This window comes from Cytophaga aurantiaca DSM 3654, assembly GCF_000379725.1.
GTDB classification, from domain to species: Bacteria; Bacteroidota; Bacteroidia; order Cytophagales; family Cytophagaceae; genus Cytophaga; species Cytophaga aurantiaca.
The window spans coordinates 44,117-61,205 of the sequence record NZ_KB903627.1; the positions used below are offsets into that span (position 1 = coordinate 44,117).

Annotated in this window: 12 protein-coding genes and 1 other RNA gene; 8 read left to right on the forward strand and 5 right to left on the reverse strand. The window is 38.1% G+C overall.

Annotated elements, in window-relative coordinates; all coding sequences use genetic code 11:
- Positions 1-60: 60 nt before the first annotated feature.
- The 3 genes from A3EE_RS0106120 (at position 61) to A3EE_RS0106130 (ending at position 6,279) form a co-directional block, all read left to right on the forward strand.
- Complete coding sequence (locus tag A3EE_RS0106120) at positions 61-297, forward strand: hypothetical protein (RefSeq protein ID WP_018342557.1); 237 nt, start codon at positions 61-63, stop codon at positions 295-297.
- Between the two features lie 80 nt (positions 298-377).
- Positions 378-1,235 (forward strand): hypothetical protein, encoded by an 858-nt coding sequence (locus A3EE_RS0106125; protein ID WP_018342558.1) that lies wholly within the window; start codon positions 378-380, stop codon positions 1,233-1,235.
- 130 nt (positions 1,236-1,365) lie between these two features.
- Entirely contained in the window at positions 1,366-6,279 is a 4,914-nt protein-coding gene (locus tag A3EE_RS0106130) for a T9SS type B sorting domain-containing protein (RefSeq protein WP_018342559.1), read from the forward strand.
- A 191-nt stretch (positions 6,280-6,470) separates the two neighbouring features.
- On the opposite strand, the gene A3EE_RS0106135 is transcribed toward A3EE_RS0106130, so the two are convergent.
- Both A3EE_RS0106135 and A3EE_RS0106140 read right to left on the reverse strand, forming a co-directional pair.
- A complete protein-coding gene (locus A3EE_RS0106135; RefSeq protein ID WP_018342560.1) occupies positions 6,471-6,839 on the reverse strand; it encodes a SpoIIAA family protein in 369 nt (122 codons plus the stop codon).
- A 35-nt stretch (positions 6,840-6,874) separates the two neighbouring features.
- Positions 6,875-7,660: a mechanosensitive ion channel family protein gene (locus A3EE_RS0106140; RefSeq protein ID WP_018342561.1), complete on the reverse strand. Its 786-nt coding sequence runs from the start codon at positions 7,658-7,660 to the stop codon at positions 6,875-6,877.
- Positions 7,661-8,044: 384 nt separating this feature from the next.
- Here A3EE_RS0106140 and A3EE_RS0106145 point away from each other — a divergent pair, with 384 nt between their 5' ends.
- Complete coding sequence (locus tag A3EE_RS0106145) at positions 8,045-9,433, forward strand: GAF domain-containing protein (protein ID WP_157446906.1); 1,389 nt, start codon at positions 8,045-8,047, stop codon at positions 9,431-9,433.
- A 116-nt stretch (positions 9,434-9,549) separates the two neighbouring features.
- On the opposite strand, the gene A3EE_RS0106150 is transcribed toward A3EE_RS0106145, so the two are convergent.
- The 3 genes from A3EE_RS0106150 to ssrA form a co-directional block, all read right to left on the reverse strand.
- Positions 9,550-9,933: a hypothetical protein gene (locus A3EE_RS0106150; RefSeq protein ID WP_018342563.1), complete on the reverse strand. Its 384-nt coding sequence runs from the start codon at positions 9,931-9,933 to the stop codon at positions 9,550-9,552.
- Between the two features lie 60 nt (positions 9,934-9,993).
- Positions 9,994-10,509, reverse strand: coding sequence for a hypothetical protein (locus A3EE_RS0106155; protein WP_018342564.1), 516 nt, complete (start codon positions 10,507-10,509; stop codon positions 9,994-9,996).
- Between the two features lie 94 nt (positions 10,510-10,603).
- Positions 10,604-11,007: a transfer-messenger RNA gene (ssrA, locus tag A3EE_RS21615) on the reverse strand.
- 366 nt (positions 11,008-11,373) lie between these two features.
- On the opposite strand from ssrA, the gene A3EE_RS0106160 reads away from it, so the two are divergent.
- The 4 genes from A3EE_RS0106160 (at position 11,374) to A3EE_RS0106175 (ending at position 16,974) form a co-directional block, all read left to right on the forward strand.
- On the forward strand, positions 11,374-12,519 hold the full coding sequence (locus tag A3EE_RS0106160) for a DNA polymerase III subunit gamma/tau (RefSeq protein ID WP_018342565.1): 1,146 nt from the start codon (positions 11,374-11,376) through the stop codon (positions 12,517-12,519).
- Positions 12,520-12,587: 68 nt separating this feature from the next.
- Positions 12,588-13,103, forward strand: coding sequence for a hypothetical protein (locus tag A3EE_RS0106165; RefSeq protein WP_018342566.1), 516 nt, complete (start codon positions 12,588-12,590; stop codon positions 13,101-13,103).
- 165 nt (positions 13,104-13,268) lie between these two features.
- Positions 13,269-13,808, forward strand: coding sequence for a hypothetical protein (locus A3EE_RS0106170; protein ID WP_018342567.1), 540 nt, complete (start codon positions 13,269-13,271; stop codon positions 13,806-13,808).
- Positions 13,809-14,034: 226 nt separating this feature from the next.
- A complete protein-coding gene (locus A3EE_RS0106175) occupies positions 14,035-16,974 on the forward strand; it encodes a M16 family metallopeptidase (RefSeq protein WP_018342568.1) in 2,940 nt (979 codons plus the stop codon).
- Positions 16,975-17,089 lie beyond the last annotated feature (115 nt).

The following is a 17,089-nucleotide window of genomic DNA, read 5'->3' on the forward strand; positions in this document are numbered from 1 at the left end:
AAAGCCATTTTATATTTATATTTGTTAGTAGTTCTATAAGCAACCCAAGTTAAAAAAGCCATGAAAGTTCGTAATAACTGGCAAATTGAGTGTCATCACTCACCTGAAACCATTGACCGTATCCTTTTACCTATCCGTAAAAGAGGTTTATCTGTAATCAGTTTAAGCTATAAGCAAGCTGAAGGTACAGATGCAACATGTAACATTGAGTTTGAAACTGAAGAAAACGATGTTGAACGTGTATACAAAAATATGCTGCGTATTCAGGATATAAAATCGGTCAATAAAATAAGTTAATTCACCCTATTCATATTGAATACCAAAGAGACTGTATTATGTATATAAGACAGTCTCTTTATTTATAAACACATTCATAGATGCCTGCAAAACGAACACGTCGACTAATTATAAGTACACTCGCTGTACTAGTCATCAGTATTGGGATATATATATTCATTTTTAAAAATCGTGTATCAAATATCTATGAAGGAACGATAGAGCCAACACCTTTTGAGAATATTGTGCTGGAAAAAGATACAGCCTTGAAAAGTTCGTTTCCTGAAAAAAATCTACCTGCTGATTCATCTTCTGTAAAGCAGTATATAAACCCTGCTTCTCCCCGAACACAGTCATCAAAAAATCAGTGGTCAGACATATCAACTACAACAAGTAAAACTTCTCAAGACAGCCCTGAAAAAGTAACCGCTGCGGCTACAGCTGCTGCAAGAAAAGGTAGAGAAATAAAAGCAAGTGAGATTCCCTTACTGCATCCATACAGCTCACGAGTACGCTTAACAACTTTTTTTAGCAAATTCAAAGAAGGAGATTATATATCAGGTCTTGAGTTTGCAAATCTATACAGACGGGATCCCTCTATCGGCAAAGTTGCCAAAGGAACAATCTGCAACTTCATAGAAAAGAACATTGATCGACTTACAAGAGTCAACAATTCATTTGTAATACAAACTACTGATGCAAATGGGGTTCATATGAAATTTAAAATACCATTTGTAGAAGACCTTCAGGTCAATATCAAAAACGGAGCACAAGTCATTATTGGAGAAACCTTTACATCTAAGGCTCCAGGCTTTAATAAATCCATCTTATTACCCATTCAATTGCAATCTATTGATATCGTAAACAATGGAGAGCAGTTTCCAACCAACGGATATATAAGTGGAGATTATTACTTCATTGATTATTCAAAAACTAAAATGGCATATAAGCTCAAATAAACGCTATTATTTGAGCATCTTGTCAACATTGCTGTTACCTTTCCTACTCTTTAAAGTATATATTAAAGTATACTATACTCAAATGAACCGTATCATTTGAGGCTCGTCTCCCCATATTGCTATTTATAACATGCGCATTGTATTTGGCTTTATCTTACTGTTACTAGGATCTATTACTGCTACTGCACAGGAACTTGTAGTGAATGGGGGTGCAGAAGACTTTATTTGGGTTGGCTGGCATCAGGCAAATCCATCTGACACATGGAAATTCACTAAACCAGGTTCTGATAACGTAAGACCCCCTCATGGAGGTACTTTTTTAATGTACCCGTATCGAGGAGTGAGTACAACTTCTGAATTATATCAAGACATAGATATTTCTGCAAATGCTGCAGCTATAGACGCAGGTACAGCCAGCTATAGCTTTTCCGGATGGAGACGAGGTTTTAAGAATACCTCTCCATTCAGTGCCGACATGGACCGTTCTCAAATAATTGTAGAATACAGAGATGCTTCAGGAACTGTACTTGGTTCTTTCGATACAGGAAGTGCTGTATTCAGTTCATGGACACAAAGCACCGATACCCGTTTTGCTCCTATCGGCACAAGAAGCATACGTATTCGTTTAATCAGTGTACAAGTTTCAGGTTCAGAAAATGATGGATATTACGATGATATATCCTTGGTATACAATGCGCCAACATGCACACCTCCTGCCAGTGTTTTGTTAACTCCAAATGCAACTACATCTTATTGTCTTGGCAGCAGTGTTGTTATATCAGGTAGTGCAACGCCAACAAATTTAAATTACTATTATACCTGGTACAAAAACGGTATAGCAATTACAACACCGAGTACCACGTATGCTCCTTTCTCAAAAATCACTTCAATCGCTAGCGATGCAGCTACGTACACGTTACGTGTTGAAGATGGAAATGCAGGTAGTGCAACATGTTACAAAGAATCCAGCGTAACAATTATACTTGATCCGCCTAACATTGCCGGCACCATCAGTTCGAATCGAGAGATCTGTACTGCCACTGCACCGGTTGCATTAACCGGAACTGCTGCTACAGGCGGTACAGCAACAAAGTATTACAAATGGCAGCAGTCGACGACTTCAGCAACCGGTCCGTGGACAACCGCTCAGGCATACACCATTGGTGCCACAGGGTATACACCCGGTACCTTGTCAGCAACAACTTATTTCAGGAGAATGGATTCATCGGGTACTTGTGCGGGTGTTCCGACTAACACCATCACCATTACAGTTGATGCTCAAGCAATAGCAGGAACAATCAGCTCAAACACTGAAACATGTGCCAATACAATACCTGCCCCATTTACAGGCACGACAAGTACAGGTGGCACGGCAACAAAATATTATAAATGGGAACGTTCTACAGGTACTTCAGTAGGCCCATGGGTGACTGTTCAAGCATTCAATACCACAGCAACGGGATACACTCCTACCACATCTGTTGCACTGCTGGCGTACTACAGAAGAACAGACTCATCCGGCACTTGTGCAAATGTACCAACAAACGTCATTACTATTAAAACCAAAAATCCTCCACCTTTAGATCCGATCACGTCATTGGTAAGAGACACCTTATGCGTAGGAGAAAATTTCCAATTGGCTCCGCATATACAAGGCCCGGGCTTTCCTGTTTCATTCAACGGAGGATTTTATTACTCATGGAGGAAAATACAAGGTACAACATCTACAGTTGTTGTACCAAGCAGCTTACTAATGAGCAGCTACCCTACATCAGCAACGCCTGCTGCAGTGGCCGATTCAGGAACATACTATTTTATCGCCCAGGATGGACCGGGAATTTCACAATGTAAAGACTCTGTCAAAATTGTTATTCGTATCAATCAGGCACCTACTACAAAGGCTCTTATACAAAGTAATCAGGAATTTTGTGTGGGAAGTACAGCTTCGCAATTAATAGAATCAAGTCCTGCTGCAGGTATTTTTGGAAATCCGGTATACCATCAATGGTATACAACAACCGACACTACAGGTACGCCAACACTTTCTAAACTATCTGCTGCAACAGGTACTACCTATAATCCGGGTACACCTGCTACTACAAAATATTACGTGCGTACAGACTCTGTAAAATATTGTGCCGTTTTTAAAACAAACTTTTTAAAAATCAGAGTAAATAATAAACCCGTATTGGATAGCATCCGCGCTACCGTAAATGATACCTTGTGTGTAAATTTTGGTGATCAGTTTCAACTCAAAGGATACGTAGACAGTTTAATTGCCGGCAAACAATCTCTTAACGGTGGATTTTATTTTACATGGAAACAACTTCGAAAACCAGCCACAACAGCCGTTGTTGTTAGCGCTACAGGAAAATATACCGACTACCCTGCAATCAGCAGAGCTGCAGTAGAAGCAGATTCAGGTACGTATTACTTGATTGTTCAGGATGGCCCAAATGCAAAAGAATGTCTGGATTCTATTTCATTAAAAATGGTTGTGTCCAACAACTGTATTGCTGTAACATGTACAAAACCTGACTTTGTTTCGATCAAAGTAGCAGCAACCAGTAGCGCTACGTTGTGTTCCGGAAATACCTTAGTATTACAGAAAGACGTTATTACATTGCCTTCTACTCTACCTACATTTGGATATACGTATTCGTGGGTACGCACCAATACACTCGGCACTGTTGTTGTGCAGCCAGCATCTACAACCTATCAGGATCTTATTATTAATTCGGTATCGTTAATTGATAGCGGACGTTATCAATTGATTGTTAAAGACGGAACAACTACACCAATGGTGTGCTCAGAAAGCTCTCTGCCAATTTCAGTAGTCGTTTATAAACCTGTTACAGCTGCACACATTGGCAATGACACTACGATCTGTATTGGCAATGCAGTATTGCCATTTATAGAAGTAACAAGCAATACAGGCGGTTCCGGAATCTATACATACCAATGGCAATCGTCATCCGACAACATTACATTTACAAATATCAGTAGTCAGACAAATGCAACTTATCATTCACCAAACATTTTCACTCCGACCTATTTCAGACGTATTGATAAATCAAGTACCTGTGCAGCAATAATCAGTGATACGATCTCTGTTGCTACAAGTGCAGGAGTCAACCCAGGAACGATTGTTTTCTCTACAACACCCATCTGCTATAATACAGCTCCGTTATCTCCTATAGCAAATACAGCAAATGCTTCCGGTGGCACAGGCGGCAGCGGTTCAGAAACTTATCAATGGCAAAAATCTTCGGATAACATTCATTGGACAAACATTGCAGGAGCAACATCAGTGAATTATCAGGAAACCAATCCACTGACAGACACAACTTACTACCGGCGCAAAGTTGGCATGGGGCCAGGCAACTGCGACACTTCTTATACAGTATCAACTGCTATAAATGTATATGAGCAGTTCACAACAGGAAGCATTGGCAGTGACCAGTCTATTTGCAGCGGAACATCAACAACCGTTTCAGAAATAACCCCGGCAACAGGCTACAATCTAATATATCGATGGGTACAATCCATTAACAATGGTATAACATGGGCCTTAGCACCAGGGCCATGGACGACACAAACACTTACCACTCCTATCTTAACAGATACCATATGGTACAAACGTGTTGCATTTACCAGCTGCGCACACGACTCTTCAAACATTGTAAAAATCAATGTAGATACCTTAAGTCATCCGCATGCATCCATCAACGATGGATTAACATGCCAATCAGCAAACATACAATTAACTGCTGTTGCAACGAATGCAGGTATAGCGCCTAGCTATGCATGGCAGAAAGCAGCATCTGTAAGCGGGCCGTGGACTCCGATTCCGGCTGCCACTACAGCGAATTATGTTATTAATAATCCACAACCGATTGATAGCGGAACGGTGTACAAAGTAATTGTTACCTCATCGGATGTATGTAACGTTGGTCCGGATGACACGACCGTTGTATTGCGCGTTCAAAAAAGTGTGCAACCAAGCGTTTCCATTTCTGCAAATCCTTCAGGCATTGTATGCGATACACTTCGATCTATAACATATACAGCAGTATCTACAGGTGGAGGAACAGCACCAACCTATCAATGGTATAATGGAATCGTAAATACAGCAATTCCAGGAGCAACAAACACAACCTATACATATCCTACTTCTCCTGCTGATGGAGATAAGGTATTTGTCACAATGACGTCCAATGCAAACTGCGCAACTACAGCAACAGTAACATCAACAACATATACATTAAAAATGTTAATTCCGCTCATTGTTCTTACAAATGCGGATACAGTTGTATGTATACCGAACACCGTGCCCCTAACGACAACAAATACATCATCTTCCGGTTCAACGTTTCAATGGTATAAAGACGGCATAGCTATATCCGGTGCTACAAATAAAAATTATACCGTTTCTGCTTCAGACTTTCCTGGTGGTATATTTAATATGACAGAATCAATTGCAACATGCACATCACTTTCAATAAATTCCACACGTGTTACGATTATTCAACCTCCGGTTGTTTCTGCTGGAAATGATATGACCGTCCAAAAAAACAGTGTTATTACCCTGCAAGGAAGTGTAAGTGGATCTACAAACTATTCATGGATCCCATCAACAGGCTTAAGCAATGCAGCCATATTAAATCCGGATGCAACGATTACGCATACCATCACCTATACACTAAGCGCACTGGACCCAACAGGTACCTGTAGTGCGCAAAGCAGTGTAACAATCAAAGTTGAAGATGCAGTTATCATACCAAATGTCATTACACCAAATGGCGATGGTGCCAATGATACATGGATGATCGAAAATATTCAAGATTATCCGAATGCTACATTTACAATCTATAACCGTTGGGGCAATATTGTCTGGAAAGCAAGCGGCAATGCATTTCAATGGGACGGCACAAATTACAGGAATGGAGAATTATTAGCGGACGGAACCTATTTTTATATAATCGATCTACAAAACAGTTCTTATCCGGAGCCGTACACAGGCTATGTGCAGCTTATTAAATAAATAATTATGAGTTATGAATTATAAATTATGAATACCATTAAAAGAACATAATTTATAATACGAAAATAAAAAAGTGAAGGTCTTAATGCTAGTATTAAGACCTTCACTTTTTTATTTTCGTGGGTTGTTGACCGCTGGCACAACCTTTAGCTTTGACTCGTGATTAGGCTAGAGTTGAACAACGTTAACAATTAATTCTGTCCGGATACCCAATCAATCGCCTCTTGCTGATCTTTGTGTTCAAAAGCTTTAAATTCTCCCGGCATCAATACACTGAATACATCCGTAAACATTTTCACTCCATGTTCATCCGATACAATTGCAGCACGATTCCACTTCGTTAAATGTTTCACTCCCATAACAGCATCTTTGAACCAAGCGCCGGCAGTAAAATTCTTTACGGAAGTATCCAGTATAAGCATGTAATTCAGTTCATCTGTTTTTGTAACTAGTTCTTTCACTTTAGGCATTACATCTTCTTCGAAATCGGATTCTGTAACTTCGTTTGAAGCTTTAAAACCAACCATATTGGCTGGTAAATTTTGAATGTAGGTGATCATAGTTTTATTTTTTAGTTGAATTCAATAGGAATAATTTATTTCACAGCAGCTTCTTTTAAATGTTGAAGAATGCGCTGCTGAACCGCATTCTTCACTTGATAATACGACATGGCATTCACCCATAATTCTACGATGATAACGTAACCGTCAATATCCAGAGAAGACACGCCGATATTGGGCTTCGGATCCGGAAGAATATCTTGGGAATCCTGAATGGCATGATTGATCACTCCCTCTATGTTATTGATGTCAGACGTATATGGAAATTTCATCAGCAGATCCAAACGCCGCTGCCCTTGCTGGCTCAGGTTTACAATGATCTCATTTGATAATTTACTATTCGGAATCACTACTGTTTTATTATCCAGAGTTGTGATTACAGTAAAAAAAATCTGAATGGATTCTACGATCCCATCCTGCCCTTGTGCAACAATATTATCTCCTAACTTAAATGGTTTTAACAATAAGATCAATACGCCCCCTGCAAAATTCTGAAGTGTACCCGACAAGGCCAGACCAATAGCCACACCAAACGAAGCAAGACCTGCTGCAAACAAGGTCATTTGGATTCCCATAATCTGCATCACCAACAGCAAGAGCGTAATGTGCAAGGCGGCTATAACCAGGCTCTGAATAAAAGGAGCTAATGAAGAATGAACATCTTTTTTTCTTAAAACAGAGATGAGCCACTTCTTTATTATTTTAATGATCCAGAATCCACCAAATAAAATTACAAAGGCGAAAATAATTCTAGGCCCATTATTTATGATCCACTGAACAGCTTCCTGAAAAACTTCATCAACGTCTACATGTATTTTCATTATGGGGATTACTTAGGGGATTACTTAACTGAATAATGCAAAAGTTACGTAAACACCTACCAGCAATGCAAGGCCATATGGGAAACATGTAACAAATAGATTTTATTCTGATATCTGTAAAAAACAACCGTTCGAAGTGAAGGCATTTCATATAAATTAAATAAAAAAATGAATTTATCGAATGATCAAAATCTTCAGGAAGTAGTCCGCATAAAAAAAGTATATCCAACTTTATATGTAAAAACACGTTTAACCCTTATTAAAGGTGTTTTTTTACCCTTTTACTGAATCTGAACAACTGAGAACGATCATCAGATAAATAGTGTGGAATGATTATATTTATTCTGCCTCTTAATGTATTAATTTTTATTAATGGAGTTTAAAATGGACATCATACGGACAGAAAACAAAAAGGCGTACATCTATTCTGCCTACTTTTTAATAGGAACAGGCTTACTGGTTGGACTCAATAGTTTTTTCCTACATCAACCGACAAGTCGATTTTTAGGTGCATCTTTTTCACTACTATCACTTGTTTGCTTGATCTTTATTTACAGAGATAAACTATATATTTCTAAAATGCTTTGGGGGATCGGAACACCTATCCTCATTGTTATTGCTCCTGTTTTTTCAGTGGTAGAAAAGAGCAGCATTGTATTAAGTTATGGATATGCCTTAGTTGGAGCGTCCTTATTTGTGATTAATTCGTTCCATTTACCAAACGAAAAAAAATCTATGTGGATATGCATCCTGGTATTCATGGCCAGTATCGCATGTTATGATAAAATAATCATCCTGAATAGCATACCTTCGCTGAACTACTCCATCATAACAGACAATTACCTGCATTTCAAAGTATATCAGATCTTTCATTTTATTTCATTGGTCTATCTGATGTTGCTGATCAAGAAAAATAAAGTAGACATAGAAACTAAGCTGAGCAATCAGGTACATTCATTGAAAAAATTCACCCGGAACATCCTTTCCCTTTCAAGAAACAAAAACGTATACAGCGAAGTTATTTCAGAAGCGTTCAAAGAAATAACAACATTTGCTATTGAAAACATCAACGTATCCAGAATAAGTATCTGGGAATATCAGGAAGAGCATAATGGCATAGAGTGCATTATATGTTACGATAGCATAAAGAAAGAATATACAACCGGAGATGTTTTATTAGCCGAAAAGTATCCGGTCTATTTTTCTCATTTATTGAAAAAAGAATCCATCATAGCGTACGATGCAGAAGAAAATGAAGCGACAAAAGAATTTACTGCCGACTATTTAATTCCCAACAACATCAAATCCATGATGGATATCCCATTTTTTATTGATGGTAAGTTTAAAGGAATTTTATGTTTTGAACAACAGATTGAAAAAAGAAACTGGAGCGAGATCGACATCCTTTTTGCGCAAACAATAGCGATGTACACAAGTATTGTCTATTACTGCATCTACAGAAAGAATCAAACCATTTTATTAAGCAGCATCAATGAAAAGATCATAAGTGAAAACGATACGCTTTTAAATGACCTCGATTGGAAAAACAAGAACATAACAGAAATAAGAACTTTTCTGAACGACTTATCTTTTAAAAACTCACATGATCTAAGAGGACCTCTCAGCCGAATATTGGGATTGCTTCATTTATATTATTCGGATACCCACATCGAAAACAAAGAATTATATATTGAATACATTTCAAAATCGGCTCATGAAATGGATCAGATCATTCGGGGTATTACAGAGGAGATCAATAGCAGGAATGTGTGAGGAGTTGGCTTAGTGGGTTGTTGGCCGTTGGCGCAACAACGAGTTGATGCGTGGTTAGGTAAGAAGTGGTGAACGACAACAGCAGCAATAAGGGTTTTCACCAAGAGCGCAAAAGGTTAAATAAAATAATAAAATATCATAAAAAGTAAAAAAGCTATACCAAGTATTATAACCATTCGAATATCAAGAGAAACTTTATCCAACAAAGGCAACTTAGATGTTAAATGGTTTAATTTCATTAAAAATTCAGGGGTCTTAACAGGATTTTCTTTATAACCGTATTGTTCTAAATATCTTTCAGTACGCTCAAAATATTCTTGCTTCACTTTCACTTTTACTCCATCATAAATATTTGTTTGGAATGGATTTGTTTGTATCAGAAATTCACCATCTAAAATATATTCATAAAACTCTTCATCTAAAATACTTTTTACTATTTCCAATTCCCTTGGTGTAGTACAAGTAAAAAGCGTACGATATTCTTCCGAATTATTCTCCATAAATTAATTAGTTGATTATTGCTTGTTTTGAAGAGTAAACATTAACATTTATAAAGAATTTTATTCTAAAGTTCTCCGACTACTTTTTTCTATAAAACAAATTGTCCATTTATTGAAAAATAAAAACAAGCCTATACTTATTAAAATTAATCCTGAAGCTATAACATATACCATCAAATTATCTCCTGCAAATAAGTCAACGAAAGAATTGATCGGCATAGTAATATGCATTGAATCTAATATATCAAATCGATATAAAAAAAACGCAGTGATAAAAATAGTAATTGCATTAAGCCAGAATATTTTTTTCTTAATACAAATCATCAGTGATATTAAAAATGAAATCAATAAACCTATCAAACCTCCACTTTTATGCACTAATAAATAATAGGATAATCTTGTTGCAGATATCTGACCATTTTCTATATACTTAACAACTTCTTCTTTACTACTAATCTCAAACAATTCGAAATCATACAATAACGCAAAACGTTCTGCTCCCAATAGTATAAATACTGAAGCTAACAAATGAATGAGTATTAATCGATAATTGATTTTAAGGATGAAGTTGTTCATGTTTCTTATTTAAATCTATATTATTACAATTTGATAAGGAAAGCAAATACAAACAAAAACCCCAACCAGCTTCTACTGATTGGGGTTTCTAATTCTGTGGAGTCGGAGAGATTCGAACTCTCGTCCAGAGAAGGCCACTATCGAATCTTCTACATGCTTAGCCGACTGTTGATTTTCGAGTTGTAGCAGGTCACCGGCACCCAACTATAACCTTAGTTACTTAATTTCGCAAATCATCCGCAACTTACGATTCGCTAGTTCTACTGTTCGACACTTCTATCCACCTCCCGTAGAACGTAAGAAGTGAGAAGTGTGGCCGGGTGCTCTTCTTAAGAGCTCCACTCAACGCTTTATATTACAAACTGAGTTTGTAATTAAGCAGCCATGGCGTAAGAATCTTCGCCAATTATGTTTTAGAACTATCTTTTAAGGCTCTCATCCCATGAGCCTGCATGCTTACACACGTAATCACTCAACCTGTCAATTCCTGTCGACCCCAATTTCCGTGTTAAGGGATATAAATGTACGCTTTTTTAACAGAAGTTGTAAATTTTAAGTTCGGAGTTTAATCGAGTGGTCAGTGGTCGGTTGTCAGTGGTCAGGAAAAATTGTCTGAACCACTGATTAACCTGATTAAAATGATTTTATGATATGTACTTAGTATGTTTTGTGTCTTAATAAATGACACTTTTATTTTTTATCAGGTTAATCAAATAAATCAGCTTAATCATCGGTTCAGACAAAGGAGAATGTCAGATAAAACATCTTTGATTATTAACCCATTACAAAATAAACCAAATACTTTTGAACGTTCCTGTGTAAAACTTTTCGGTTCCAATTCTATACTTTTAGTAAATTAGCAGAATGGATAATTTCATTGTTTCAGCACGTAAATATAGACCGGCAATGTTTGACAGCGTTGTCGGACAAAGTCATATTACTACGACTCTGAAGAATGCGATTAAAAACAATCACCTGGCGCAGGCATTTTTATTCTGCGGTCCTAGAGGGGTTGGTAAAACTACCAATGCGCGTATCCTTGCAAAGACCATCAACTGTACGAATATTACAGCAGATACAGAAGCTTGCGACCAATGCGAATCGTGCAAGAGTTTTAACAACAATGCCTCGTTTAACATTCAGGAACTTGATGCTGCATCCAACAACTCGGTAGATGATATCCGTAACCTTGTTGAACAGGTGCGCTATCCTCCGCAATCCGGAAAATATAAAATCTACATCATAGATGAGGTCCACATGCTTTCTACGGCTGCGTTCAACGCATTCCTGAAGACATTGGAGGAGCCACCTGCTTATGCGATTTTCATTTTAGCGACTACGGAAAAACATAAGATCATTCCAACGATCTTGTCGCGTTGTCAGATCTTCGACTTCAACCGTATTCAGATAAAAGATATTGCAGATCATTTGGCAAGCATTGCTGTAAAAGAAAACATCAAAGCAGAAAAAGAAGCCTTACACCTGATCGCTCAGAAAGCAGACGGCGCCTTGCGTGACGCGCTTTCCATGTTCGATTTGATCGTTACCTTCTCTTCTGACAATACCATTACTTACAAATGTGCGATTGACAACCTGCACATTTTAGATTACGATTATTATTTCAAAATCACCGACATGCTGAATACACAGGATGTTGCGAATACCTTATTAACGTTCGACGAAATTCTTCGTCAGGGTTTTGATGGACATAATTTCATCATTGGTCTGAGCGAACATTTACGCAACCTGATGGTGTGTAAAGACAAAGCAACAATTGCTTTGTTAGAAGTTTCGGAAGAAATTAAGAAGCGTTATGAGCAACAAGCCGCTGCTGTAAGCATCAGTTTTTTGATGTCGGGATTAAATATTGGTAATCAATGCGACCTTCATTACAAAGGAAGTAAAAACCAACGTCTACACGTTGAGTTGGCATTGATGAAGATGGCTTTCATAAATCAGGCTATTACGGCTACGGATTTACTGGAAGATCTAAAAAAAAAAGTAGACTAAAACGTGAAGCTGCAGGAATTGCAGCAACAACGTCTACCGAAGAAGCTCCCGCAATCAAACCTTTGACATTGGGCACCAAGCCTGTGAGTACGCCTTCTACTGTTCGTATTCCTACTTTGGGTCAGATCAAAGAAAACATCAACAAGCCGGCTGAAGACAAAACAGCGGCAGTTTTAAATCCGACACAAACAGCAGAGCCTGCTGCTGCACAACAAAATTTCACACTCGAACAACTTACCAAGGTTTGGACTGCCTATGCTGAAAATATTAAAAGCAAAGGACAGATCAATCACCACATGGTACTAACCAGCACAACTCTTGATCTGCAGGAAGACTTCGGCATTCACATAACAGTTGGCAACGAAGTGCAAATGGATCAGCTGGAAGAAATTAAAGTCGAGTTCCTCTCCTACTTACGTCAGTCGTTGAAGAACACAGCCATTCGTATACACGCGAAAATCGGTTATGTAGCACCTAAGGAAAAGAAATTTTTCACGGATGATGATAAGCTAAAAATTCTGATGGAAGATTATCCGTTGGTGATCGAACTTAGAAAAAAATTCGGATTGGAAATAAATTATTGATTTAAAAATATTTGTCTGGCATGAACAGCTATTCGCCGTTGTTGGTGTTCCTACCAGAGTTGACTTCAACTAATGAACAGAGGAAAACGCAGGCCACCAACAACAGCAAAATTGATTTCTTTCATAGTAAACTAAGAAACCGGCACAATACATTCCCATACAGTAATGACACCGTTGACAAAAAAAATTGTAAAAAGATTATTGATCACACTTGGTGTAGCAGCCATAGTAGCGGCAATACAATTCACCACCTATAATACCATCGCGAAAGATAAACTTAGTAAAACAACGATTCAGAATCTGATCGTGAACGACAACTTCGGATCCGACTCCATTATTATAAGCTCTGCAAGTTCGGTTATCGGAAACATGCAGCAACGCATCACTCCCTACCCACTCCATTTTTCTTCTAAAGAAAATCGAAAACTTCTAAAAAAGAAACTTCAGGCGTTTACTGTTCTGAATGAAAAAGAATATACAAATTATAGCAACAAAATAGCTGAAGCTGCATTACCCGATTCGAGTGCTGAAGCTAAAGCAGAGTTTGTAGCAAACATGAATAAAAACAAATCCAGATTGTATGTTACAGCATTGGAAGAACAAACATTCATTGTTGCTGTAAACACAACCTGGACTAAAAACAGTCAGATCCAATACGAAGAAGACCGTTATCTCTGGATTTTGTTTTTCTGGACAACTATTTAATCGACCAACGTTTATCTGGCAGTTGTTGGTGTTCCTGCCAGATGTAATGTCAAATAATGAACAGAGGAAAACGCAGGCCACCAACAACCGGACTCTCTCAATTTAGTAATTCATGGTTGTTGGTGCTCTGCGAAATTTCTTATTCATTATCAAAGATTAGCTCAGGCAGAAACACCAACAACGGCAACAGATACTTTTATACCAAAACAGATACATCATGCACTACATGAAACATTTTATTTTAGGCATCGGACTTAGCATTGCATGTTCCTTAAACATATTTGCCCAAACCGCTTTTGAAACCAAGACTGCGACAGACAGTCAAGGCCGCACTTACGAATACGTAACCAACGATCCGTTGAAGGCTCGTATCTATACACTCTCCAACGGACTGAAAGTGTACTTGTCTGATTACGACGATGCTCCGCGTATACAAACCTACGTGGCAGTACGCACAGGCAGCAGAAACGATCCGGCTACAGCTACAGGTTTAGCGCATTATCTGGAACATATTTTATTTAAGGGAACATCGAAGATCGGCGCATCAAACTGGCCTGCAGAACAGATTGAATTGAATAAAATTGAAGCATTGTATGAAGTATATCGTCAGACAACAGATCCAGCAAAACGCACACGCATCTACCATCAAATAGATAGCATCTCTGTGGTAGCAGCTGGTTACGCCATTGCAAACGAATACGATAAAATGCTTGGACAGATCGGTGCACAGGGAACCAATGCCTATACTTCTTTTGAACAAACGGTTTATGTGAATGACATTCCATCAAACCAGATCGACAAATGGGCAGAGATCGAAGCAGAACGTTTCAGCATGGTGGTAGCACGTTTGTTCCATACAGAATTGGAGGCAGTGTATGAAGAAAAAAATAAAGGTTTAGATAACGACGGAAGAAGAGTTTACGAAGTCATGTTCGAAAAACTATTTCCTACAGATCCATACGGCACACAAACAACCATTGGCACGATCGATCATTTGAAAAATCCTTCGATCACCGAAATTAAGAAATATTTCAACACTTACTATGTAGCCAACAACATGGCGATCTGTATGAGCGGTGATCTGAATTACGATTCTACGATTGCAATACTTGAAAAACAGTTTGCAAAATTACCAAAGAGAGATGTTCCGGCTCGTACATTCTCGGCAGAGAAACCAATCACAACTACACTCACCGAAACGGTAACAGGCCCAACTGCAGAGAGCGTTTCTATTGGATACCGCCTAGATGCTTCCATACCAAACGATCCGACATTCAGAAGCAAATTAAAAATGATCCAGATGCTGTTGACCAATGGCCAAGCGGGCTTGATCGACTTGAACATTAATCAGGCACAAAAAGCCATGGGTGCGTATGCATACGACTGGCCATTAAAAGATTACAGCATGTTGTTGCTAGGCGCAAAACCGCTGCAAGGTCAATCGTTAGAGGACGTGCAGAAATTATTGTTATCCCAGATCGAAAACCTAAAAACAGGAAACTTTAAAGACTGGCTCATTCCTGCTGTTGTAAACGATTATAAGATGAGCAGCATGATGCAATATGAAAGCAACCGTGTTCGTGCAGATGCGTTTGTAGATGCCTTTGTATGGGGCATCAGCTGGAAAGACTACATTAACGAGATCAATACACTGCAAAGCATCACCAAGCAGCAGGTTCAGGATTTCAGTACAACATATTTCACAACGAATTATGTAACGATATACAAACGCAAAGGCGTTGATTCAACGATCCTAAAAGTACCAAAGCCAATCATTTCTGCTGTACCAGTAAACAGAGACAGTCAGTCGGACTTTTATAAAGAAGTTTTTAAAACTCCTTCTCCTGTTATCAATCCGGTTTATGTTGATTATGCGAAAGAAGTAACAACTTCTTCCATTAAATATTTCCCTGTTTTATATAAGCAGAATAAAGAGAACACCTTATTTACACAGCAGTATAAATGGGATCTGGGGAGAATGTCTTCTCCGGAATATGCGTTAATGCTCTCTTATCTGAATTATTTAGGAACAAAAACTTATACTGCAGAACAGTTGCAGGAAGAGTTTTATAAACTTGGCTGCAGTTATTCATTCAAAATAGTAGGCAGTAATCTGATCGTAACATTATCTGGCATTCAGGACAACTATGTAAAAGCAATGACCTTGCTGGAATCGTTTGTGAAAGATGTCAAAGAAGACGAGGAAGCTTTAACACAGATCAAATCCAATATCTTAAAAACGCGTGCAGATAACAAAACAAATAAGGATATCATTCTGCGTTCTGCAATGGCGAGCTATGCAAAGTATGATGGAATAAATCCATTTACAAACATTATTCCCGAAGATCGTTTGAAAGAAATTTCTTCGTCTGAGTTGATCACGACCTTTAAACAGTTATACAACTCTAAACATGAGATTGTATATTATGGACCGCAATCCTTAGCTTCCATTTCAAAAACAATTACAAAGCTTCATAAATCAAAAGGTGAGCCAATCACCCGTATTGAAATAACATACACATTCAGTCAACCAACTATAGATAAAGTATACTGGGTAAATTACGATATGGTACAAGCAGAAGTTGTGCTCCTAACTCGTTCGGTTGATTTTGATAAAAACTTAATCCCTACAGCACAATTGTACAACGAATATTTTGGCGGCAACATGGGCAGTCTGGTGTTCCAGGAAATGCGTGAGTCAAGAGCTTTGGCATATTCTGTTAAATCTACTTTTGACACGCCTTACTATCCATCCGATCCATTCTATTCTTCTTCATACATCGGAACACAGGCAGATAAAATTAAAGAAGCCTTAAGCGGTATGATTGAATTAATCGACAGCATGCCTAAGTCAGACTTACTGTTTATGAATTCTAAAATATCTATTCTGGAAACCATCGCTACGCAGCGTGTTACTAAGCTTGCTATACTAAATGATTACGAACGCAATGTCCGCATGGGCTACACAGAGGACATCCGTAAAGCAATTTACGATTCGGTATCTGTGATGACGTTTGAAGACATTCAAAATCTGCAGAAGAATTACATCAGCAATCAGCCGCGTATTATTTTAATCATCGGTTCGAAAGATAAAATTAATTTCAGTGAACTGTCTCAATACGGCGAGGTGAAGGAGTTGACGTTAGAGGAGATATTTGGTTATTAGAATGTAATACGTTTTAAGTAATAAGTTCTAAGAACTCTTACAACATTCATTCTGCTAAATAATATAAACAAAAGGTGCGTTGAAATTTAAAACTTCAACGCACCTTTTGTTTATG

Excerpts from the sequence above, each read along its gene's own strand:
- A3EE_RS0106120 (WP_018342557.1), top strand. The coding sequence starts at position 61 with ATGAAAGTTCGTAATAACTGGCAAATTGAGTGTCATCACTCACCTGAA.
- A3EE_RS0106125 (WP_018342558.1), top strand. The coding sequence starts at position 378 with ATGCCTGCAAAACGAACACGTCGACTAATTATAAGTACACTCGCTGTA.
- A3EE_RS0106130 (WP_018342559.1), top strand. The coding sequence starts at position 1,366 with ATGCGCATTGTATTTGGCTTTATCTTACTGTTACTAGGATCTATTACT.
- A3EE_RS0106135 (WP_018342560.1), bottom strand. The coding sequence starts at position 6,839 with ATGATCACCTACATTCAAAATTTACCAGCCAATATGGTTGGTTTTAAA.
- A3EE_RS0106140 (WP_018342561.1), bottom strand. The coding sequence starts at position 7,660 with ATGAAAATACATGTAGACGTTGATGAAGTTTTTCAGGAAGCTGTTCAG.
- A3EE_RS0106145 (WP_157446906.1), top strand. The coding sequence starts at position 8,045 with ATGGACATCATACGGACAGAAAACAAAAAGGCGTACATCTATTCTGCC.
- A3EE_RS0106150 (WP_018342563.1), bottom strand. The coding sequence starts at position 9,933 with ATGGAGAATAATTCGGAAGAATATCGTACGCTTTTTACTTGTACTACA.
- A3EE_RS0106155 (WP_018342564.1), bottom strand. The coding sequence starts at position 10,509 with ATGAACAACTTCATCCTTAAAATCAATTATCGATTAATACTCATTCAT.
- A3EE_RS0106160 (WP_018342565.1), top strand. The coding sequence starts at position 11,374 with ATGGATAATTTCATTGTTTCAGCACGTAAATATAGACCGGCAATGTTT.
- A3EE_RS0106170 (WP_018342567.1), top strand. The coding sequence starts at position 13,269 with ATGACACCGTTGACAAAAAAAATTGTAAAAAGATTATTGATCACACTT.
- A3EE_RS0106175 (WP_018342568.1), top strand. The coding sequence starts at position 14,035 with ATGAAACATTTTATTTTAGGCATCGGACTTAGCATTGCATGTTCCTTA.